Annotated in this window: 17 protein-coding genes; 8 read left to right on the top strand and 9 right to left on the bottom strand. The window is 71.2% G+C overall.

Annotated elements, in window-relative coordinates; all coding sequences use genetic code 11:
- Positions 1-13 precede the first annotated feature (13 nt).
- Together E8A49_RS18400 and E8A49_RS18395 are read left to right on the top strand one after the other, a co-directional pair.
- Complete coding sequence (locus E8A49_RS18400) at positions 14-1,159, top strand: phosphatidylinositol-specific phospholipase C1-like protein (RefSeq protein WP_293384916.1); 1,146 nt, start codon at positions 14-16, stop codon at positions 1,157-1,159.
- A gap of 124 nt (positions 1,160-1,283) precedes the next feature.
- A complete protein-coding gene (locus tag E8A49_RS18395) occupies positions 1,284-2,660 on the top strand; it encodes a sulfatase-like hydrolase/transferase (protein ID WP_293384913.1) in 1,377 nt (458 codons plus the stop codon).
- A 16-nt stretch (positions 2,661-2,676) separates the two neighbouring features.
- On the opposite strand, the gene E8A49_RS18390 is transcribed toward E8A49_RS18395, so the two are convergent.
- Entirely contained in the window at positions 2,677-4,188 is a 1,512-nt protein-coding gene (locus E8A49_RS18390) for a tetratricopeptide repeat protein (protein ID WP_293384910.1), read from the bottom strand.
- A gap of 184 nt (positions 4,189-4,372) precedes the next feature.
- Between E8A49_RS18390 and E8A49_RS18385 the strand changes: the two genes are divergently transcribed.
- Positions 4,373-5,827: a pyridoxal-dependent decarboxylase gene (locus E8A49_RS18385; protein ID WP_293384907.1), complete on the top strand. Its 1,455-nt coding sequence runs from the start codon at positions 4,373-4,375 to the stop codon at positions 5,825-5,827.
- On the opposite strand, the gene E8A49_RS18380 is transcribed toward E8A49_RS18385, so the two are convergent.
- Complete coding sequence (locus E8A49_RS18380) at positions 5,780-7,003, bottom strand: tetratricopeptide repeat-containing glycosyltransferase family protein (RefSeq protein WP_293384904.1); 1,224 nt, start codon at positions 7,001-7,003, stop codon at positions 5,780-5,782. The two genes, E8A49_RS18385 and E8A49_RS18380, sit on opposite strands and share 48 nt — an antisense overlap.
- 144 nt (positions 7,004-7,147) lie before the next feature.
- Here E8A49_RS18380 and E8A49_RS18375 point away from each other — a divergent pair, with 144 nt between their 5' ends.
- Positions 7,148-8,812 (top strand): glycosyltransferase family 4 protein, encoded by a 1,665-nt coding sequence (locus tag E8A49_RS18375; RefSeq protein WP_293384901.1) that lies wholly within the window; start codon positions 7,148-7,150, stop codon positions 8,810-8,812.
- Positions 8,813-8,824: 12 nt separating this feature from the next.
- Complete coding sequence (locus E8A49_RS18370) at positions 8,825-9,022, top strand: hypothetical protein (protein ID WP_293384898.1); 198 nt, start codon at positions 8,825-8,827, stop codon at positions 9,020-9,022.
- Positions 9,023-9,029: 7 nt separating this feature from the next.
- On the opposite strand, the gene E8A49_RS18365 is transcribed toward E8A49_RS18370, so the two are convergent.
- The 4 genes from E8A49_RS18365 to E8A49_RS18350 all read right to left on the bottom strand — a co-directional run bounded on the left by E8A49_RS18365 (position 9,030) and on the right by E8A49_RS18350 (position 14,132).
- Positions 9,030-10,247 (bottom strand): glycosyltransferase, encoded by a 1,218-nt coding sequence (locus E8A49_RS18365; protein WP_293384895.1) that lies wholly within the window; start codon positions 10,245-10,247, stop codon positions 9,030-9,032.
- A 10-nt stretch (positions 10,248-10,257) separates the two neighbouring features.
- Complete coding sequence (locus tag E8A49_RS18360) at positions 10,258-12,486, bottom strand: hypothetical protein (protein ID WP_293384892.1); 2,229 nt, start codon at positions 12,484-12,486, stop codon at positions 10,258-10,260.
- A 63-nt stretch (positions 12,487-12,549) separates the two neighbouring features.
- On the bottom strand, positions 12,550-13,299 hold the full coding sequence (locus tag E8A49_RS18355) for an ATP-binding cassette domain-containing protein (protein WP_293384889.1): 750 nt from the start codon (positions 13,297-13,299) through the stop codon (positions 12,550-12,552).
- The gene (locus E8A49_RS18350) at positions 13,296-14,132 is read right to left on the bottom strand and encodes an ABC transporter permease (RefSeq protein ID WP_293384886.1); all 837 of its coding nucleotides are present in this window, start codon (positions 14,130-14,132) and stop codon (positions 13,296-13,298) included. Before E8A49_RS18350 ends, E8A49_RS18355 begins: the two co-directional genes overlap by 4 nt.
- Positions 14,133-14,271: 139 nt before the next feature.
- On the opposite strand from E8A49_RS18350, the gene E8A49_RS18345 reads away from it, so the two are divergent.
- Both E8A49_RS18345 and E8A49_RS18340 read left to right on the top strand, forming a co-directional pair.
- The gene (locus tag E8A49_RS18345; RefSeq protein WP_293384883.1) at positions 14,272-15,351 is read left to right on the top strand and encodes a glycosyltransferase family 2 protein; all 1,080 of its coding nucleotides are present in this window, start codon (positions 14,272-14,274) and stop codon (positions 15,349-15,351) included.
- Complete coding sequence (locus tag E8A49_RS18340; RefSeq protein ID WP_293384880.1) at positions 15,348-15,725, top strand: hypothetical protein; 378 nt, start codon at positions 15,348-15,350, stop codon at positions 15,723-15,725. Before E8A49_RS18345 ends, E8A49_RS18340 begins: the two co-directional genes overlap by 4 nt.
- Here the strand turns inward: E8A49_RS18340 and E8A49_RS18335 are convergent.
- Together E8A49_RS18335 and E8A49_RS18330 are read right to left on the bottom strand one after the other, a co-directional pair.
- Positions 15,706-16,455, bottom strand: a complete 750-nt coding sequence (locus E8A49_RS18335) for a PIG-L family deacetylase (RefSeq protein WP_293384877.1) — start codon at positions 16,453-16,455, stop codon at positions 15,706-15,708. The genes E8A49_RS18340 and E8A49_RS18335 overlap by 20 nt on opposite strands.
- A gap of 1 nt (position 16,456) precedes the next feature.
- Positions 16,457-17,305 carry a GNAT family N-acetyltransferase gene (locus E8A49_RS18330; RefSeq protein ID WP_293384874.1) on the bottom strand — a complete coding sequence of 283 codons (849 nt, stop codon included), beginning with the start codon at positions 17,303-17,305 and terminating at the stop codon, positions 16,457-16,459.
- A 115-nt stretch (positions 17,306-17,420) separates the two neighbouring features.
- Between E8A49_RS18330 and E8A49_RS18325 the strand changes: the two genes are divergently transcribed.
- Entirely contained in the window at positions 17,421-18,803 is a 1,383-nt protein-coding gene (locus E8A49_RS18325; RefSeq protein WP_293384871.1) for a hypothetical protein, read from the top strand.
- On the opposite strand, the gene E8A49_RS18320 is transcribed toward E8A49_RS18325, so the two are convergent.
- Positions 18,749-19,561: a class I SAM-dependent methyltransferase gene (locus tag E8A49_RS18320; RefSeq protein ID WP_293384868.1), complete on the bottom strand. Its 813-nt coding sequence runs from the start codon at positions 19,559-19,561 to the stop codon at positions 18,749-18,751. The genes E8A49_RS18325 and E8A49_RS18320 overlap by 55 nt on opposite strands.
- Between the last annotated feature and the right edge of the window lie 74 nt (positions 19,562-19,635).

Raw genomic sequence — 19,635 nt, 5'->3', positions numbered from 1 at the left:
TGCTGGAGACGACATGCCCCGAACCCATCGCATCCTCGCTGGCGCGGCGGTCTGCGCCCTGGCCGTGGCCGGCGCCGCCTTCGCTGCCGGATCGGACGAGGATCTGCGGATCAACCAGATCCAGGTGATCGGCACGCACAACAGCTATCACGCTGGCCTGACGCCGGGCGTCGCCAAGATGTTGCAGGCGACCAACCCCAAAGCCTTCGACGGCCTGGACTATCAGCACGCGGGGCTGACCACCCAGTTCAACCACGGCATCCGCCAGATCGAGCTCGATATCTATGTCGACGCCAAGGGCGGCCGCTTCGCCCATCCGTTCGGCGCGACCCTGAACGCCGGCGGCGCGGCGGCCTTCGACCCGGAGCACGTATTCGCCAAGCCGGGCTACAAGGTCATGCATGTGCAGGACATCGACTATATCTCGAACTGCCAGCCCTTCGTGGGCTGCCTGAAGGAGGTCCGCGCCTGGTCCAAGGCGCACCCGAACCACCTGCCGCTGTTCATCCTGGTGGAGACCAAGACGCAGGGTCCGATCAAGGACGTGCCCGGCATGGTCGACTATGAGCGCTTCACGCCCGAGGCGCTGGACGCCCTCGACGCCGAAATCCGCTCGGTGTTCCCGGACAATGAGCGGATCACGCCGGACCAGGTGCGCGGCAAGTACGCGACCCTTCCCGAGGCGGTGGCCGCCAAGGGCGCCGGGGGCGGCTGGCCGACCTTGAAGGCCGCCCGGGGCAAGGTGGTCTTCCTGCTGGACCAGGAGAACATCACCCCGAACTACGTCGCCGGCCATCCGGCGCTGAAGGGCCGGGTGCTGTTCACCAACGCCAAGGCCGGCGCGCCGGACGCGGCCTTCGTGGAGCATAACGACGCCAACCCGGCGGAGATCGACGCCCTGGTGAAGCAGGGCTACATCGTGCGCACTCGCTCCGACGCCGACACCAAGGAGGGCCGCAGCGGCGACACCACCACCCGCGACAAGGCGCTCGCGAGCGGCGCCCAGATGGTGAGCACGGACTATCCCTGGTACGAGCCCGCCCGCTGGACCGGCTACACGGTGAGCCTGCCCGGCAAGGCCTCGGCGCGCTGCAATCCGGTGACCGCGCCCAAGGGTTGCTCGGACTCTGGCCTGAAGGACGCCGCCGTCGCCCAGTGATCCGAAGGCCGACCCGAAGGTGTCGCCTGCGTTTCGCGGCTGACGCATCGGCAGGCTTCACTTCGCCCTGATTGGGGGGTGTAGAGTCGCCCTCGGATTCGGCAGTCGCCGGCGGAGGACCTTCATGGATCGCAGACGTCTGTTGGCCGCGGGCGCGGCGGCGGCCTTGTTGGCCGAGGCCCGGCCCCTGGCCGCCAAGCCCGCGCCGCGGCCGCGGCCGCCGAACTTCATCGTCGTGCTGTGCGACGACCTGGGCTTCGGCGACGTCAGTCTCTACGGCAAGGAAGGGCTGAAGACCCCGAACCTGGAGCGGTTGGCCAAGGAGGGCGTCATCGCCACCGACTACTATTCGCCGGCCAACCTCTGCAGCCCGTCGCGGGCAGGCCTGCTGACCGGCCGCTATCCGGTGCGCACCGGCCTCGGCTACGAGGTCATCATGCAGCAGGACGACCGCGGCCTGCCGCTCACCGAGGTGACCATCGCCAAGGCGCTGAAGCCCGACTACGCCACCGCTCTCTTCGGCAAGTGGCACCTGGGCCACCTGGGCGCGGCCTGGCCGCCCACCAAGCACGGCTTCGACGCCTTCTTCGGGATCCCTTACAGCCACGACATGGCGCCGCTCTCGCTGTTCGAGAGCTATGCCGGCTCCGACAAGACGACCCAGAGCCCGGTCGACTTCCCCCAGCTGCAGCAGCAGTTCTACGAACACGCCGAGCACTTCATCGAGGCGCACAAGGACCAGCCGTTCTTCATCGAGCTGGCGCTCTCTTCGCCGCACCTGCCGGAGCATCCGCATCCCGGCTTCGACGCCACCACCTACGCCGGGCCCTATGGGGCGGTGGTGCAGGAGATCGACTCCATCGTGGGGCGCCTGATCGCCAAGCTGAAGGAGCTGAAGCTCGAGAAGGACACGGTGGTCATCTTCACCTCCGACAACGGGCCCTGGTTCGAGGGTTCGGCGGGCGCCTTACGCGATCGCAAGGGCGGGGGCGGCTTCGACGGCGGCTACCGGGTGCCCTTCGTGGCCTGGGCGCCGGGCCGGCTGCCGGGCGGCAAGAAGGTCTCGTCGATCATCATGGGCATCGACATCCTGCCGACCATCCTGGCCATGGCCGGCAAGCCCCTGCCGGAGGGCGTCACCCTGGATGGCAAGGACATCACCCAGGTGCTGGCCAAGAACGCGGCCTCGCCGCACGAGCAGCTGGTGCTGTTCGACAACGAGACGCCGATCGGCATCCGCACCCAGGACTGGAAGTACATCGACGCGGCCTACTACCGCGGCGCCAAGCTGCCGATGAGCCTCCTGGGTTACGACGAGCTCTACGACCACCGCGGCGACCGGCCGGAGAACTACAGCGTGGCCGCCAACCACCAGGACGTGGTCAAGCTCATGAAGGCGCGGCTGGAGAACGCCAAGAAGACCTTCGCGCCCTTCAAGCACGACGACATCCCGCAGGCCTTCAAGACCCTGCACGCCCAGTTCGCGCATATCCAGGACTAGGCGAAGAGCGGGACCCTCAGAGGGCCAGAGGAACGAACTTGCCGCGGTTCAGGACCTCCAGCTCGGCCTCGCGCCGGCGGCGCAGGGTGTCGTCGGCCCGCAGGGCCGCCATCAGCTCCGGCGGGGTGTTGTCGTCGAACAGCGGCGCATGGGCCATGCGGAAGACGCTGGCGTACATCTCGGCGTTGATCTTCTCGACCAGCGGCGCGCCGCGCGCGGCGGGCGTGCGCTGCATCTCGATCAGCCAGGGATGGCCATCCTGGTCGATCAGCACGTCGAGGCCGAACAGCTTCGGCGGATAGGCCCGGGGCGGCGAGGCCGCCTGGCGTGCGAACAGGCCCTCGGCGGCCACCATGCGCACCAGCCATTCCATCAGCGCCTTGATCTCGCCGAACACCTGGGCGGGGTCGAAGCCGTCGGCGGCCATGCGGCGCAGCAGGGCCGAGAGGCTGCGGATCGAGCCCGTGTCGTCCTGGCTGGCGTCCTGGCCGATCTGCAGGCCGGGATGGCCCAGGTGAAGGGCGGTGTTTGTGACGTGCATCGAGACCCCGCCGGCCTTGGCCGGATCGGGATCGTAGGGTTCCGGGGCGATGCGCACGATGCCCTCGGAATAGACATAGGCCCGCAGGGGGTCGGCCGAGGTGATCAGGCCATAGATGCGGCAATGGCCTTTGTGGCCTTCAATCAGATAGGGGCGGTCGAGATAGCGCTGCACGACCACGTCATCGCGCGCCAGCGCTGGGCGCAGGTCGGCGGTGACGCTGATCCCCTGGCCGCCGCTCGCGCGGATCGGCTTGACGATGTAGAGCGCCGGCGCGTCGGGCCCTTGGGCGAAGGCTTCCAGCGCTGCCCGGTCCTGAGGCAGGACGAAGCTCTCTGGGAAGCGCCCTGCCGGATCGACCGCGCGCCGCGCGTTGAACGAGGCCGCCAGCCGGGACTTGTCGGCATAGGGCGACCATTCGTGGAAATCGTCGGAATTGTTGCGGGCGATCAGTTTCGAGGAGACGCCAATCTTGTCGCGGCTGAACCGTTCGATCAGGTCGCGCAGGTAGTGGTCCGCGACGATCGGCCGGCCGGCGTCGCGCAGGGCGGCGGCCAGGCCCTGCAGGGCAAAGGGGATTTCGCCGCTGGTGGGCTGGCAGTTGGCCAGCAGGCGCTCGTAGGCCTGCACGGCCTCCTCCACGCGGCCCAGGCGGTGGCAGAGGAGCGCGATGAACCGCAGGGAGCCCGCGCCGGACAACAGCTGGAAGGCGTGGCGGAAGGCGGCCAGCGCGCCCTCGTAGTCGCCCATCGCCAGGAGGCAGAACCCCACGCTGCGCAGGGCCTCGTCGTTCTTCGGATCGAGCTCGACGGTCTCGCGGTAGTAGATCAGCGCCTGGGCGAGCTCCAGCCGGCGCAGGTGGGAGGCCGCCAGCAGAAGGTGCGCCTCCACCGAGCGCGGCATCGCATCGGCGACAATCCGCAGCAGCTGCTGGGCCTCGCTCGTCTCGTGCTCGATGAGGTCCTTGATGTCGTCAACTAGCGGCAAGCCGACCGTCTCCCTGATCTCCACTATGAGGCCCTTATGGGGACCCTGAGCCACGCTGTGCAAGCAAATCGGCGCCTGCACCCTGGCGTTGTGCGATCCTGGGGTTCCGGCGCGCGGCGGCGGCGGATATGGGACGTCCACGGCGTCCAGGCTGCAGGGACGCCCAACCGATTCGGGAGCCGCGATGAGCCAGGCGGACCGCAAGACCGACCTCGACCCCGCCGACTGGGATGAGCTGCGCGCCCAGGGCCACCGGATGCTCGACGACATGATCGACAATCTGGCCGGCCTGCGCGAGCGGCCGCTGTGGCAGGCGCCGCAGGCCGAGGCCCGCGCCCGCTACCGCGTGGAGCCGCCACGGGCGCCGCAGCCGCTGGCCGAGGTCCACGCCCAGTTCATGGCCGACATCGCCCCGTTCGGCAGCGGCAACCGCCATCCGGGCTTCATGGGCTGGGTGCAGGGCGGCGGCACGGCGGTGGGCATGCTGGCCGAGATGCTGGCCGGCGGCCTGGACGCCAACCTGGGCGGCCGCGACCACATGCCGATCGAGGTGGAGCGCCAGGTGGTGGCCTGGATGGCGAAGCTGTTCGGCTTCCCCGACGACGCCAGTGGCCTGTTCATGACCGGCACGTCGCTGGCCAACCTCTGCGCGGTGCTGATCGCCCGCGACCGGGCGCTCGGCGCGGACGTGCGCCACACCGGCGTGCATGGCGATGTGCGGCTGGTGGCCTACGCCTCGAAGGGGGTGCACGCCTGCATCCTGCGCGCCATGGACATGACCGGCCTCGGCTGGGACCGGCTGCGGCTGATCGAGACCGACGCCCAGCACCGCATCAGCCTGCCGGCCCTCGAGGCGGCCATCGCCGCGGACCGCGCCGCGGGGCTGAAGCCCTTCCTGATCGTCGGCACCGCCGGCAGCGTCGACGTGGGCGCCGTCGACGACCTCTCGGGCCTGGCCGACATCGCCGGGCGCGAGGGCGCGGCCTTCCACGTCGACGGCGCGCTGGGCGCGCTGGGGGTGCTGTCGCCGCAGGTGGCGCCGCGGCTGAAGGGGATCGAGCGGGCCGACAGCCTTGCGCTCGACTTCCACAAGCTGGCGCAGGTCCCCTACGACGCCGGCTTCCTGCTGGTGCGCGACGCCGCGGCCCACAAGCGCACCTTCACCTACAGCGAGGCCGCCTACCTGCGGCACGCTGAGCGCGGCCTGGCCGGCGGCGCCTGGTGGCCCTGCGACTACGGCCCGGACCTGTCGCGCGGCTTCCGGGCGCTGAAGGTCTGGATGTCGCTGAAGACCTATGGCCTCGACGCCCTGGGCGCGGTGATCGGGCGGACCTGCGAACTCGCCCAGGCGCTGGCGGCGCGTATCGAGGCCGAGCCGGAGCTGGAGCTCATGGCGCCGGTGGCGCTGGACATCGTCTGCTTCGCCTACCGGGGCGCGGACAACGCCGCCATCGTCGCCGACCTGCACGAGGCCGGCCGGGTTGCGCCCTCCACCACGACGCTCGGCGGCCGCACCGCCATCCGCGCGGCCATCGTCAACCACCGTACGGGGCCGGCGGACATCGAGGCGCTGGTCGACGGCGTGCTGGCCCTAGGCCGCGCCCAGCTTGGGACCTCGGCCAAGGCCGGCGACCGCTAGGTCGCCCAGCACCTCATCGACCGTCGCGGTCCAATCGCGCGGCGAGGTCTGCCGGTAGAGCCGCATGGTCGGGTACCAGGGCGAATCGCTGCGCCCGAGCAGCCAGCGCCAGTCGCAATGGATTTGTGGCAACAGGGTCCAGCAGGGCTTGCCCATCGCCCCGGCCAGATGGGCGACGGAAGTGTCGATGGAGATCACCAGGTCGAGGCCGGCGATGATCGCGGCGGTGTCGGCGAAGTCGGCGGCGCCGGTGTCCTCCGGCTGCAGGCTGACGGCGCCGGCGTCCAGCAGCCGCTGGGCGACCGCGTCGGGCAGGCCCTTGTTCGCGCCGTTGAAGCCCGTCGGGCTGGCCTTCCAGGCGAGGCCCACCCGGGCGCCGCCGCCGAAGCCCTGCCAGCGCGCCAGCCGGTCCGGCGGGGCGGACAGGTAAGGCGCGGTGGGCAGGGTCTCCAGGGTCACGCCCAGCCGGGCCGGCAGGGAAAAGTAACGGGTCCAGCAGTCATGGTTCTGGACCTCGACGGACTGCCCCGTGGCGACGGTGATCAGCTTGTCGGCGCCCGCCAGGGTGGTGAACAGGTGGGCGAGCGGCGGGTTGCAGGCGAGGGTGACCCGCGCCGCGCCCAGCGCCTTCAGGCTGTTCACGAAGCGGGCCATCTGGATCTTGTCGCCGAAGCCCTGCTCCACCCAGACCAGCACCGAGCGGCCCTCCACCGGCTCGCCCAGCCATTCGGGGTAGCTGACCGCCACCGGCGGGATCAGTCCGGGGTTGAGCTCCACCCGGGCGTCGAACAGCGGCCAGGCCTCGGCATAGCGGCCCAGCGACAGGCAGAAGCCGGCGAAGGCGAGCTGGGTGGTCTTGTCCAGCGGGTCGATGGCGAGGGCGGCGCGGAACTCCCGCTCGGCCGGGCCCAGCGCGCCGGCCTCGGCGTAGGCGACGGCCAGGACCCGGCGTACGACCTGCTGGCCCGGGCTGTGGCGTGCGGCCTGCTCCAGGTAGCTGATCGCCCGGCGCCGCTCGCCCAGCTCGCTCAGGCAGAGGCCCAGGTTGAGCGCCAGCCTGAGCGTCAGCGCCCGGCTGGCCAGGCCCAGATAGATCTCGGCGGCTTCGGCGTAACGGCGCGCCTGCTGCAGCTCCCCGGCCCGCAGGTGCAGCTCGTCATGGGTCTCGTCGGGCATTCGCGTCCAGGTGCGTGTTGGCGGGTCGGATCGGTCTTGGCTCACGCGCTTCGCGACATTGTCCGAACCGCCGGCAGTATCTAACCTTGAACCCTCGCCACAGGGAGCCCCGGCAATCGGCGCCGTCCCGTTTCAGGAGCCGCCGTGCCCGCCAGATTCTCGATTTTCCATCCGCAGGGCGAGGTGGGGCTTCGCCAGAACGTCTTCGGCAAGGACGTCGCCAACGCCGAGCTGCTGCGGGCCATGGCGCAGCACGGCGGCTTCGAACAGCTGGACGTGCTCAGCCTCAACCCGGCCAACGAGGCGCATCTGCGCGAGGCCCTGCTGGCCGACCCTGAGGACCCGATCCGCCTCACGTCCGGTTCGATCCTCAACACCCGGCCGGCCCGCGAGGCCGGCGTGCTGCTGCGCGGCCAGCCCGACCTGCAGAACCTCGCCTGGCTCCGGCGCATCACCGGCGGCGACCGCGGCTACAGCCTGATCGGCCTGATCCACACCCTGGCGCCGCCGGCCATCCGCCAGACCCTCGCCAACAGCATGCTGGCGCCGACCCACGCCTGGGACGCGATCATCTGCACCTCGCCCAGCGTGCGCGACGCCACCGTCGAGATGTTCGACGCCTGGGGCGGCTACCTGGCCGAACGCACCGGCGGCAAGCCGCCGCCCCGGCCCGCCCTGCCGGTGATCCCGCTGGGCGTCGAAGCCGAGCGCTTCGCGGGCCTCGCCGACCGTGGCGACGCCCGCGCCAAGGTCCGCGCCCAGCTCGGCCTCGGCGACGCCGATGTCTTGGTGCTGTGGGTGGGGCGGCTGTCCTTCTTCGAAAAGGCCTTCCCGCAGGCCATGTTCCAGGCCGTGCGGCAGGCGCGCGCCGCGACCGGGATCAACATCCACTTCGCCCTGGCCGGCTGGTTCCCCGGCGAGAACGACCGCGGCTTCTATGAGGAGGCGGCCAGGATCCACGCGCCGGACACGCCGATTCATTTCCTGGACGGCAACGACCGCACGCTGGTGGGCGAGCTCTGGGCCGGGGCGGACATCTTCATGTCCCTGGTGGACAACATCCAGGAGACCTTCGGCATCACCCCCGTCGAGGCCATGGCGGCGGGCCTGCCGGTGGTGGTCAGCGACTGGGACGGCTACCGCTACACGGTGCGCGACGGCCAGGAAGGCTTCCTGATCCCGACCCTGGGCGGCCCGCCCAACGGCATCGGCGTCACCATGGTCGAGCGGCACCTCTTCGGCCTGGCCACCTACCAGAGGTACGTGGGCGAGGTGGCGCTCTACACCGGCGTCCACGCCGGCCGCGCCGGCCAGGCGATCGCCGAGCTCGCCCGCTCGCCGGAGCTGCGGCGGCGGATGGGCGCGTCGGGGCGCGAGCGGGTGCGTTCGATGCTCGACTGGCCGGTGGTCGCCCGCCAGATCGCCGCCCTGGCCGACGAACTGGCCGAGGTCCGAAGGGCTTCGCCCGATCCGGTGATGCGCCGGCCGGGCGATCCGGTGCGCGGCGACCCGTTTGCGAGCTTTGCAGGCTTCCCGACCCGGGTGCTGGACGCCGACCTGCGGATCGCGGCCACGCCCGGCGTCAGCGGCGCCGACGTGCGGGGCCTGACCGCCACCCTTGACGTGGCCTTCCCCGGCCTGCGCGCGCCGTTGGAGGACTGCGCGGACGTCCTCGACCGGCTGGCGGCTGGCGGCCGGGCACAGACCGTGGGGGAGGTGCTGGCGGCCTATCCGCTCCCCTCGCGGCGCGGGATCGAGATGGGCCTGGCCTGGATGGCCAAGCTCGGCCTGATTGACTGGCTGGTCTAGGGCGACGGCCCGATGCAGGCGCGCGACCTGGTGGACATGGCCATCGACGAGGATCCCCGGGCGCCTTGCCCGTGGGTGCCTTCAGAGCTGTGGCCGGACTTCCTGGCGGCGGTCGGCCGGACGCCGAACCTGATCGGGGCGGTGATCTACCGTAACAAGACGGTCCGCGAGGGCGCCCCGCTCACCGACATCACGACCCGGCGGTACTGAGGGAGGCCTAGCCCGCGCGCAGCCGCTCGGCCGCGGCCTGGACCTGCGGCGGCAGGGTCGCGAACCAGGCCTTGGGCGACAGCCGCTCGGCGACGCGGGCGCGGGCGGCCTCGGCCAGGCGGCGGCCCAGGCCCGGTTCGGCGCGCAGGCGGGCCAGCATGGCGGCGGCCGCCTCCAGGTCCGGCTCGGCCCAGGCCTGGCCGCGGTAGACCCCTTGCGGATCGGCCACCGGCGTCGGCGTCGCGGGGACCATCAGGGCGCAATCCTCGTCCATGAAGTCGAGCACCCCAGACCAGGCGGTGGCGACCACCGGCGTGTCCAGCGCCATGGCCTCGGCCGGCGTCAGGCCGAAGCCCTCGGCGCGGTGCAGGGAGACCAGGACGTCGGCGCCGGCGATCAGGCTCTTCACCCGCTCATAGGGCCAGACCTCGTCGACGATGCGCACGTTGGACGGCGCCGAGGCGCACAGGGTCGCCAGCCGGTCGGGGAACAGCGCCCCGTTCTGGGTCTTCAGCGTCAGCACGCAGTCGTCGTGGCCGCCGAAGGCCCGCGTCCAGGCGATCATCGCCCCTTGCGGGTTCTTGCGCGCGAGCGAGGAGTTGAAGTCGAAGACGCTGACGCCCTGGAAGCCGGCGGTGCGCGGGGCCGGGGCGACGTTGGTGTAGTCCTCCAGGAACAGCGGATGCGGCACCACCCGCACCGGGGCCGCGGCGCCGGCCAGGGCGTGGGCGGTGTAGCGGCTGGGCGCCCAGACCTCGTCCACCAGGGCCGCGTCGCGCCGCCAGCGGAGCGGCGCGCGCGGCAGCTCCCAGGCCCAATAGCCGTAGCGCGGCCCAACCAGTCGCCGCGGCCCGAGGCAGGCCAGCGCCGCGAGCAGCTCCGGCGGGTTCAGGTGGAAGATCCAGGCCGAGGCCGAGACCGGCGCGGTCAGCCGCCCGGCCCAGTCCAGCTTGGCGTCGGTGACGTCCAGCCGCTCCACCGGGACGCCCAGGGCCTCGAAGGCCCGCGCCGCCAGCCGCGCCGAGGCGGCGATGCCGTGCGAACCCGCGAAGTAGCCGACCAGCTTGATCGGACCCTCGGTCCGTTCGGCCCCGTGCGCGGCGCGGGCGGCGCGGCGGACGTAGGTCTCGAGCGCGGTGTTCAACACCGGCGCGGCCAGCTTGCGCACCGGCTCCGGCAGGGCCTGGCGCCAGAGGCGGCGCGCCGAGGAGATCAGGCCCTGCAAGAGGGCGGGCTCATGCGGCGACCGACCCTTGCGTCTTCAACGGCCGGAACAGGCCGGCCGGCGCGGCGGGCGCCCAGACCTCGTCGACGAAGCCCAGGCCCACGGTGTCGGCGCCCAGGGCTTGGGCGGTCTCGGCATCCCAGACGCCCACCGCCCGGCTCCAGCGCACGCCGCGCGCGTAGAGCGCCACGGCGTCGGCGGGGACGAAGTCGGGGTGGCTGAGGAAGCGCACGAGATCGGCCTGGGCCGGCGCCCCAGCCGGGCCGCCGGGGCCCAGGAAGCAGCCGCCGCCGGTCTCGTAGACCAGCCGGTCGGCCGCGGCCTCCTTGGCCAGTTCCGCGCCCTCGACCACCCAGAGCTCGGCGACGCGGCGCTCTGGCGTGGCGCGCGCGGCGGGCTGGCGCTGGCGCACGGTCAGACGGGCGAGCTGCATCTGCGGGTGCAGGCGCACATGGGCCGGAAGGGCGTCGAACTCGACGCCGTATTCGGCGAGGCCGCCGCCCACCAGCCAGCGCAGGAACTTGAACCGCTCGCCGCCGGTGCGCAGCGGGAACAGCCGCTGCAGGTCGACGCGGCTGGCCCAGATCTCCAGGAAGAGGCGGATGAAGGGCGCGGGCTGTGCGGGGGCGGCCTCCAGCAAGGGTGCGCGCAGGGCCTCGGTGATCGCCTCGGGCCAGCCGGCTCGGGCGGCCACGCCGAAGCCGGCGGAGAGCCTGCGCTTCAGGTCGTTGGCGCCCGGATCGGCCAGCCGCGCGGCGGCCAGCAGGGGCGCCGGATCGTGCGCCAGATCCTCCAATACGCTGGCCGGCAGCAGGTCCGGCGCGAAGCGGCCGGCGGCGGCCTCGGCGCCCAGGCACCAGGCGATCAGGCCCTTGGGATCGCCCTCGAACTTGGCGCGCAGGTCAGCGCGGGCCGCCAGCAGCGCCTTGGCCGCGCGCGGCACGCCGTCGGCGGCGGGCTCGCGCAGCCAGTCGAAGACGCCCGACGCGGGCCCGCGCCACGGGGGCTCGGTCCAGATCGACAGCTCCGGCTCGCGCGTGCCGCTGCGCCAGGCGGCCAGCAACGCCTCCGCCGCCGAGCCGGCCAGCGCGTCGGCGCCCAGGGTGGTCGCATGCTCGGCGAAGAACTGGTGGAAGCCGACCCGGCCCACCTCGTGGTCGAGCTGGTAGCCGGTGGGGATGTCGCGCCAGACCTGGCTCATGGTGCGGGTGATGTCCGGCAGGCCGGGCAGGGCGGCCTCCGGGTCCGGCGCGTCCAGCCAGGCCTCGACCGCCGGGGTCAGGCCGGCGGAGAAGTCCTTGCCGTCGCGGGCGGCGCGCAGGGCCCGGCGGCGCATTGAGGCGGTGATCGGCCGCCCCGAGGGGAAACGCAGGTGGGCGTAGGGGACGGCGCGGCTGGTCTCGTGGCCGTTCTTCAGCATGGCCGCCGCATAGCCGGCGAGCAGCTCGCTCAGCGGTGTGCCGGGGTTCACCCGCACCCGGTCCTGGTGCTTGGAGAGCACGTCCGGCCGCGCCGGGTCGAAGCCCGAGAAGTGGAAGAAGCTCAGGGGATGGCCATCGACCGTCCAGCCGTCCGGCCCCTTGGCCAGGTCGCGGCCCTCCAGGTTCCAGTAGGCGAGGTTGAGGCCCGGATCGCGCAGCACCGCCAGGCTGTCGACGAAGCCCGGCGACAGGTCCATCCAGCGCTGGTCTGTGAAGAGGCCGTTCTTCAGGTCGACGCGGCAGTCGAACTCGCAGCGGTCGGCCCACCAGCTCATCAGGTCGACGGTCTTGGTCTCCGCCCGGGCGGAACAGAAGCCCAGGTTGAACGAGCCCGACTGCAGGATCGCGTGGTCGTTGGGCATGGCCGAGCCCAGCAGGGGCTTGGTCAGGTGCGGGGTGAGCGCGAGCTGGGCCTGCGCCAGGCCGGCGCGCACGGCGTCCAGCGGCCGGAAGACCACGATGTCCGGATCGAGGTAGGTGGCCGATCCCACGCCCGCCTGGCTGAGGAAGGTCTTGAAGACGTAGGGCTTGACCGCCGTGTTCAGCTCCAGCGCGTCGTAATAGACGCTCATGGCGTTGTACGGCGGGCCGAACTCGCGGGCGTCGATCACCTCGGCCAGGCGCTCGAGCTGCGGGATGGGCCCGTCGGTGGCCACCACGACGCGGCGGGCTTTGGGCTCCTGCGCGGCGACGCTCTCCATCAGGGTCGCGGCCTGGGCGGCGTAGTTGCGGGAAACGATGGTGAAGATGACGTCCAAGGCGATACCTAGCGGCCCCGCTGCCCAGCAGCGGTCTATCAGGGGTTGGCTTCGCGCCGCAATCTAGGCGGCCAAGAGCTCGTCGAGCTTCTTGATGTCGGTGACCGGCGAGGCGACGCCGCCGTCCATCCGCATGACCTTGTTGCAGTAGAGCCGCAGGAGCTCCACGTCGTGGGAGGCCAGCACCAGGATGCCGGCGCGCTCCACCAGTTTCAGGAGCCGCTTGTGGGCGATCTTCTGGAAGTCGGCGTCTCCCACCGCGATCCATTCGTCCATCAGCAGCACGTCGGCCTCCACCGCCGTGGCGGCGGCGAAGGCGAGGCGGGCCTGCATGCCGGCGGAATAGGTCTTCACCGGCATTTCCAGGAAGGCGCCCAGGCCCGAGAATTCCGCGATCTCCGGCAGGCGCTCGTCGACCTCGCGGGCGGTGAGGCCGGCGATGCGGCCACGCAGGCGGATGTTGTCCATGCCGGTCGCCGTGGGGTCGATGCCCAGGTTGAGGTCGAGGAGGGCGGCGATATGGCCCTGCACCTCGATCGAGCCCTCGTCCGGCTCATAGGCCCCGGAGAGCGCGCGCAGCAGCGTGGTCTTGCCCGAGCCGTTGTGGCCCACGAGGCCCAGGCGATCGCCGGCCTTCAGCTCCAGGCTCAGGTTGGAGATGGCGGTGACCTCGGCCGAGCCGTGGTGCGAGCCCAGCCGGCCGCCGACCGCGATCTTGGCCAAGTGCTTCTTCAGCGACTTGGCGTCGACGCCGTAGACCGGGAACCTGAGGGTCAGGTCCTTGCAGGAGATGGAAACGGGCGGCGGCTTCATAGGTAGTGGACGATCCGCCGGCGGGTGTTGGCGAACAGGCTGAAGACCAGGACCCAGCCCACCACCGCCATGCCGGCCAGGAAGGCGAAGGTGTGCGGCTCGACGCCCCGGCCCATCAGGGGCGCCCGGACCGCCTGCAGCAGGTGATAGAACGGGTTGGCGTCGAGGATCAGGTGATAACGCGGCGGGATGCGGTCCGGCAGCCAGAAGACCGGCGTCATGATCGCCGCGGACTGGGTGATCGAAGCCACAATCTGCGGGATGTCGCGGAACCGCGCCGAAATGATCGCCACCAGCATGGAGATCCAGGCCACGTTGACGATCAGGAAGAAGATCCCGAGCAGGGCGACCGGATAGTTCGCGATGCGCCAGAAGCCGTAATAGACCAGCACCGCCAGGACGATGACGATGTGGTGCGCCAGGTTGATCAGGTTCCTGAGCACCGTGCGCCAGATGAAGGTGAACATCGGCAGGCTGGTCTGCGACAGCATGCCGGCGGCCTGGACGAAGGTGTCGCAGCCTTCGTTGATCGTGGCGGTGACGACGCCGAAGAAGACGATGCCGAGCGCCACGAAGGGCATGAACTCGTGCAACGGCACACGGAACAGCTCGCCGTAGAGGACGCCGATCCCCAGCACCATCAGGCCCATGGACAGCGTGATCCACAACGGCCCCAGGATCGAGCCGCGGTAGCGGGAAACGACGTCGTGCCAGGCCAGCGACCAGGCCAGGTCGATTCGCTCCACCGACGCGCGCAGGTCCCGAAACGCCATCTGGTACTCGAACAGCGCGCCGCGCCGTCCGGTCCGAAGCATGTGGGTGGCGGTGGTCATAAGCGTCCTGGAAGGGCTGGGCGCCCCGCGAAGGCGCGCTCCTAACAGGCTAGCCTATTGCGGCGCAAGGACGGCGCCTGACGCCGCCCTCAGGGCATACCCGTTTTGCCACCCGCCCGCCGGCGTGTTAGCCGGGGGCATGGCGTCGCCCATCGAGAATAGCACGCGGGGCGCGGCCCAGCCTGCCGAGGAGCGGCGGCGCTTCCTGCGGGCGCCGGCGCCGACCCTGGAAGGCGCCGGTATCTGGTTGGTGGTGCCCTGCTACAAGGTCCGGGCCCATATCCTGGACGTCATCGCCAAGGCGCCGGCGTGGGTCGAGGGCATCGTCTGCGTTGACGACGCCTGCCCCGAGAAGTCCGGGGAGCTGATCGAGCAGAACGTCACCGACCCCAGGGTGGTGGTGGTCAAGCTGGCCCAGAACCAGGGCGTCGGCGGCGCCACCATGGCCGGCTACCGCGAGGCCATCGCCCGTGGCGGCCAGGTGCTGGTCAAGGTCGACGGCGACGACCAGATGGACCTGGGCTACATGGCCCACCTGGTGGCCCCGATCCTTTTGGGCGAGGCCGACTACGCCAAGGGCAACCGCTTCACCTCGATCAGCCACCTGGCGTCGATGCCCACCGTGCGGGTGTTCGGCAACGCCGCGCTCAGCTTCGCGGCCAAGCTCTCCACCGGCTACTGGAACATCTTCGACCCCACCAACGGCTACACCGCCATCGAGGCGCAGGTGGCGCGCATGGCGATCGAGAAGCGGGTGTCGCAGCGCTTCTTCTTCGAGACCGACCTGCTCTACCACCTGGGCACGCTCCGGGCGGTGGTGCGCGACGTGCCCATGCCGGCCCGCTACGGCGGCGAGGTCTCCAACCTCAGGGTCGGGGCCATCGTCGGGCCCTTCGCGCTCAAGCACGCCACCAACTTCTTCCAGCGGGTGCTGGGCCAGTACTTCGTGCGCGACTTCAACGCCGCCAGCCTGGAACTGGTTTTCGGCCTGATCTCCCTGGTGTTCGGGGTGGTTTACGGCCTGCAGTACCTGGCCAGCCACCAGCACGGCCAGCCGGCGTCAGCCGGCGTGGTCATGGCCGCGGCCCTGCCGATCATGCTGGGCGCGCAGCTCCTGATGCAGGCGATGAACTTCGATGTGCTGAACGTGCCCGGCCGGCCGATCCACCCCTACCTGCGCACGGTGGTGCGGATGGAAGCCGAGGAGGCCGCCGCGTGAACCTCAAGGACGCCGCCCTCTGCGCCGGCTTCTCGCTCGCCCTGCCGGTGGGCCAGACCCTGTTCAAGTTCGCCGCGGTGACCAATGCGCGGATGACCGGGCCGCTCCTGCTGCGGCTGGTCACCAACCTGCCGCTGATCGGGGCCTTCGCCTGGTATGGGCTGACGGCGCTGTTCTGGTTCTACATCCTGACGCGGGTGCCGCTGTCGCTGGCCTACGCCTTCTCCATCGTGGGCTCGGGCCTGGTGCCGCTGGTGGCCTGGCTGGTGTTCAAAGAGCCGCTCGATTGGCGATTCGCGCTGGGCTATCTGCTGATGCTGGCGGGCTTCGCGGTGATCATGCAGGGCCAGGGCCTCAGGCCGACCGGCGGCTGAGGAAAGCGTCGGCGGCGGCCCGCACCTCGTCGTAGGGCACCTTGAACATCCGTTCGTAGAACAGGCTGCCGGGATGCGGCCGCTCGCGGATGCGCGCCGGGTCCAGGGTCTGCACCCCGAAGCCGCGCCGCGCGTAGCTCCAGAACATCGCCGGCCAGAGGCCCAGCCAGGTTTTGGTCTGCGAAGGGAACACCGTCACCAGCCCCATCCAGGTCAGCCATTCGCGGAAGGATTGGCGCACCCGCCGCACCGGCCCGTTCTGCGGCAGGGGCGAGGCGCCGTGGTAGAGCCAGCCCGGCAGGCGTGGGCCGTTGTAGAGGCTGACGGTCTCGATGGGCGGCCAACCCCGCGCTGCGGCGACCTCGCAGGCCAGGAGCGCGCACATGTCGTGGTCCATGTGGCCGCCTTCCCAGGCGGTGCAGACGATCTTCGAGACCTCGACGCCCTTTAGCGCCGCCTCGATCGCCGCGTGGGCGGGCGCGAGCGCCTTGTGCACCGCCCCGTCCTGCGCCCCGGTCCCGGCGCCGACGTGAACCGCGCGGGCCGGGTCGACGCCCAGGCGCCGCAGCAGGACGCGGGTCTCGGCGTGGCGCGTGGCCGCGAGCTCCGGCGCCCGGTAGTCGGCGACGTAGAGGAACATCTGGTCCTCGCCCGCCGCCACGGCGGCCTTCACCAGCGGCAGGGCGCAGTACTCGTCGTCGAAGTGGGCGAAGATGTAGACGACGGTCATGTCAGTAGGGGTCGAAGTCCAGGAAGTTGAGCGCCACGGCGTCGGCTCTTAACGCGGCGGGGGCGGTTTCGCCCAGAGCCCGCCAGATCAGGTTTAGCGGCGAGGGCCTAAGGCGGTCGGGAATGGCCAGGAAACCCTGGCGGCCCAGCGACATCCTGGGCTCCAGGCCCAGGAACAGGCTGGCGCAGGGCGGCGCGCCCGCCACGCCGGTCGCCGGATGTCCCGGCAGCAGCGCCGCGCAGCGCACGAAAGGCAGATGGGTCTTGGCCCAGACGGCGGTCAGTTCGCCCCGCCGGGCGGCGACATAGCGGCCGCCGGGGTTGGCCAAGCGCCAGGCGAGGGTTTCGTCGCGCCAGGCGCCGGCGTACTGCGGCGTGGCGTCGGAGAAGCGTCGCGGCAGGCGCGCCATGATCCCGGCGTGCAGCGCGCCCACGTGCTGAAAGGCCAGCCGTCGCAGGAAGCCCGGCGTCGAGTTGGCGTTGGCGACGCCGATGACGAAGCCATAGCCGCTCTCCGCGCCCCTCGCGTACGCCGCCTCCGCCAGTTTCGTGAACAGGCCGCGGCCCTGGTAGTCGGGATGGGTCGCGGTGTTGAGCGACAGCAGGCCGCGCACGGCCTGGCCGTCGATCCGCGCCTCCAGCGGGCAGGTCACGTAGTGGGCCGCCAGCCGCTCGCCGTCCCAGGCGTCGGCGCCCACCACCGCGCCGGCCGGATTGTCCCGGTAGCGCCAGGCCAGGGCGGCGGGCGAAAAGCTCTCGGTGGCGAAGGCCGCGTTCAGGAGGCGCGAATAGGCTTCCAGCTGGGCGGGCGCGGTCCCAGCCGGCCGGATTGAGAGCGCCTCGGCGGTCATGGCGGCAACTCAACACGATTGGCCGGGCGCGCCAAGCGAGCCCGCCTTTTCGCTTCTCATTCGGCAAGGCGCGCCGTACCTAAACCTCGGGGATAAGAAGGATTTTGGCGGGCGCATGCTTGGGCTGGAGACAAAGATCAGCGCCCGCGCCGCCCTGCGCGCGGTGCTGGCGGTCGGCCTGGTCGGCATGCTGGGCGCGAACCTGCCCGGGCACCTTTCCTATGATTCCGTGGCCCAGCTCTACGAGGGCCATTTCCACATCCGCGAGACCTGGGGACCGGCGCTCTACGCCTGGGTGCTGGGCTTCTTCGACGGGTTCATCCCCGGGACCTCGCTCTATGTGATGGTGAGCGCGGCGCTCTTGTTCGGCAGCCTGGCGGCCATGGCCGACCTGCGTCCGCGGGTGAGCTGGCTCGCGCCCTTTGCGGCGGCGGCGGCGGTGCTGACCCCGCAACTCGCCGTCTACCAGGGCATCGTCTGGAAGGACGTGATGTTCGCCAACTGCGCGGTGGCGGGCTTCGTGATGATCGGCCACGCCGGCCGCCTCTGGGACGACCGTGCGCGCCGCTGGGCGCTGCTGACGGCGGCCCTGGTGCTGATGGCGGCGGGCGATCAGGTGCGCCAGAACGGCCTGATCGCCGGCGCCTTCGCCGCCCTGGCGCTGGGGGCGATCGCCGCGCGCGGACGCTGGCGGCGCGGCATCGTCTGGGGCCTCGGCGCCCTGGTCGCCCTGGTGGTCGTGGGCCAAGCCGAGACCCTGCTCTCCGAGCCGCCCAAGGCGCCCAACGACAATGCGATCGGCACCGGGGTGCGGATCGTCCAGAGCTATGACCTGGTGGGCGCCGTCGCCCTCGATCCCACCTACCGCACCGACATCCTGGCCGCCGCCAACCCCGCCGCCACCGCCATCGTCCGTAAGCGCGCCAAGCCGGACTACTCCGGCCGCCGGGTGGATTTCATGGACCGTGACACGGTCATGCAGGACGGTCTCGACAAGCTCTCCGACGCGGCCTTCTCCAAGCAGTGGTTCGACCTGATCCTGAAGCATCCGGCGCTCTACCTGCGGATCCGCTGGGAGGATTTCCGCTGGGTGTTCGCCCCGCCGGTGGTCGACTGGTGCCTGCCGATCTACGTGGGCGTCGACGCCCCGGCTGAGAAGATGGCGCCGCTCGGCCTACAGCACCGCTATGTGCAGTCCGACGTGATGCTGGCCAACTATGCGAGCTGGTTCCTGGACACTCCGGTGATGTCGCACGCCTTCTACGCGGCGGTGTCCCTGGTCCTGGCCGGACTGCTGCTCTGGCGGCGCGGGATGGGCGACATCGCCATGGCCGCCCTGCAGCTGGCCGGCGCGGCCTTCGCGTCGAGTTTCTTCATCATCTCCATCGCCTGCGACTACCGCTACCTCTACTTCACCGACCTCGCGGCCATCGCCGGCCTGGTCTACGCCGCCGTCGATCCGCCCTGGCCCCGGCGCAAGGCGCCCGCCGCCGGCTGAGCCCCGATGAAACGGGCTTCCCAGTCGGCGGCCACATCCAGGCGCGGCTTGCGGGCGGCCAGGAAGCGGTAGAGCGACAGCTGGCGGCCGAGGCCGAAGCTCTTCACCTCGACCTCCTCGAACAGGGCCCGCACCAGGATTTCGATCTCGCGGGCGTCGTTGACGTGCTCGTGGGCCATCAGGAGGCCGTAGTCGAAACCGTGGCGGACGCGGAACTCCAGGCCCGTGGTGGCCATCCAGCCCAGCTTCCAGAGCAGGCCGCCCTCGCTGGGGATGGCCGCGCGCAGGGTCCCGCCCGGCGCCAGGAGCCGCGCGGCGCGGGCCAGGACGAAGGGCAGGTCGCAGATGTGCTCCAGCGAGGCGATGCTGGTGATCCGCTGGTAGGTGCGGCCTACGGGCACGTCGCGGATGTCGGCGAAGGCGTCGCGCACCCCGCCCAGCCAGCGCGAGTCGGCGAACAGCGCCTGGAAGGGCTCGATGATGTCGTAGGCCCCGCCCGAGGGCTCATAGGCCATCTGGTTCAGGGTTCCCGCGCCCAGCTCCAGGGTCGCGCCGGGGTCCATTGCGCCCTTCACGTCGGCGGCCACCTGCCGGTGCAGCCAGCCCTCCAGCCGCTGCGACAACGACGAGGCCGGCGTCTCGCCGCCGCGGTTGGCCAGGTAGTACTGGGTGTAGATCGCCGCCAGCTTGGGCGGCAGGGACGGGCGGGTCTTGGGGAACCGGGCGAGCAAGGCCGCAAGGTCGCGCGCGCCGCTCATCCAGATCGTCTCCTCGCGTTCCCTTTGCGGCAGGCTTAGCAAGCCCGCGCCCGGCGCCCCAGCGGTTTATCGGC

The sequence above is a fragment of the Phenylobacterium sp. genome (assembly GCF_004799515.1).
Lineage (GTDB): Bacteria > Pseudomonadota > Alphaproteobacteria > Caulobacterales > Caulobacteraceae > Phenylobacterium.
Note: the sequence above shows the minus strand (reverse complement) of the source record. Positions and strands in the feature narration are given on the sequence as shown.

Bases quoted from the DNA above. Each gene is read 5' to 3' on its own strand.
- E8A49_RS18400 (WP_293384916.1), top strand. From the start codon at position 14: ATGCCCCGAACCCATCGCATCCTCGCTGGCGCGGCGGTCTGCGCCCTG.
- E8A49_RS18395 (WP_293384913.1), top strand. From the start codon at position 1,284: ATGGATCGCAGACGTCTGTTGGCCGCGGGCGCGGCGGCGGCCTTGTTG.
- E8A49_RS18385 (WP_293384907.1), top strand. From the start codon at position 4,373: ATGAGCCAGGCGGACCGCAAGACCGACCTCGACCCCGCCGACTGGGAT.
- E8A49_RS18380 (WP_293384904.1), bottom strand. From the start codon at position 7,003: ATGCCCGACGAGACCCATGACGAGCTGCACCTGCGGGCCGGGGAGCTG.
- E8A49_RS18370 (WP_293384898.1), top strand. From the start codon at position 8,825: ATGCAGGCGCGCGACCTGGTGGACATGGCCATCGACGAGGATCCCCGG.
- E8A49_RS18355 (WP_293384889.1), bottom strand. From the start codon at position 13,299: ATGAAGCCGCCGCCCGTTTCCATCTCCTGCAAGGACCTGACCCTCAGG.
- E8A49_RS18350 (WP_293384886.1), bottom strand. From the start codon at position 14,132: ATGACCACCGCCACCCACATGCTTCGGACCGGACGGCGCGGCGCGCTG.
- E8A49_RS18345 (WP_293384883.1), top strand. From the start codon at position 14,272: ATGGCGTCGCCCATCGAGAATAGCACGCGGGGCGCGGCCCAGCCTGCC.
- E8A49_RS18335 (WP_293384877.1), bottom strand. From the start codon at position 16,455: ATGACCGTCGTCTACATCTTCGCCCACTTCGACGACGAGTACTGCGCC.
- E8A49_RS18330 (WP_293384874.1), bottom strand. From the start codon at position 17,305: ATGACCGCCGAGGCGCTCTCAATCCGGCCGGCTGGGACCGCGCCCGCC.
- E8A49_RS18325 (WP_293384871.1), top strand. From the start codon at position 17,421: ATGCTTGGGCTGGAGACAAAGATCAGCGCCCGCGCCGCCCTGCGCGCG.
- E8A49_RS18320 (WP_293384868.1), bottom strand. From the start codon at position 19,561: ATGAGCGGCGCGCGCGACCTTGCGGCCTTGCTCGCCCGGTTCCCCAAG.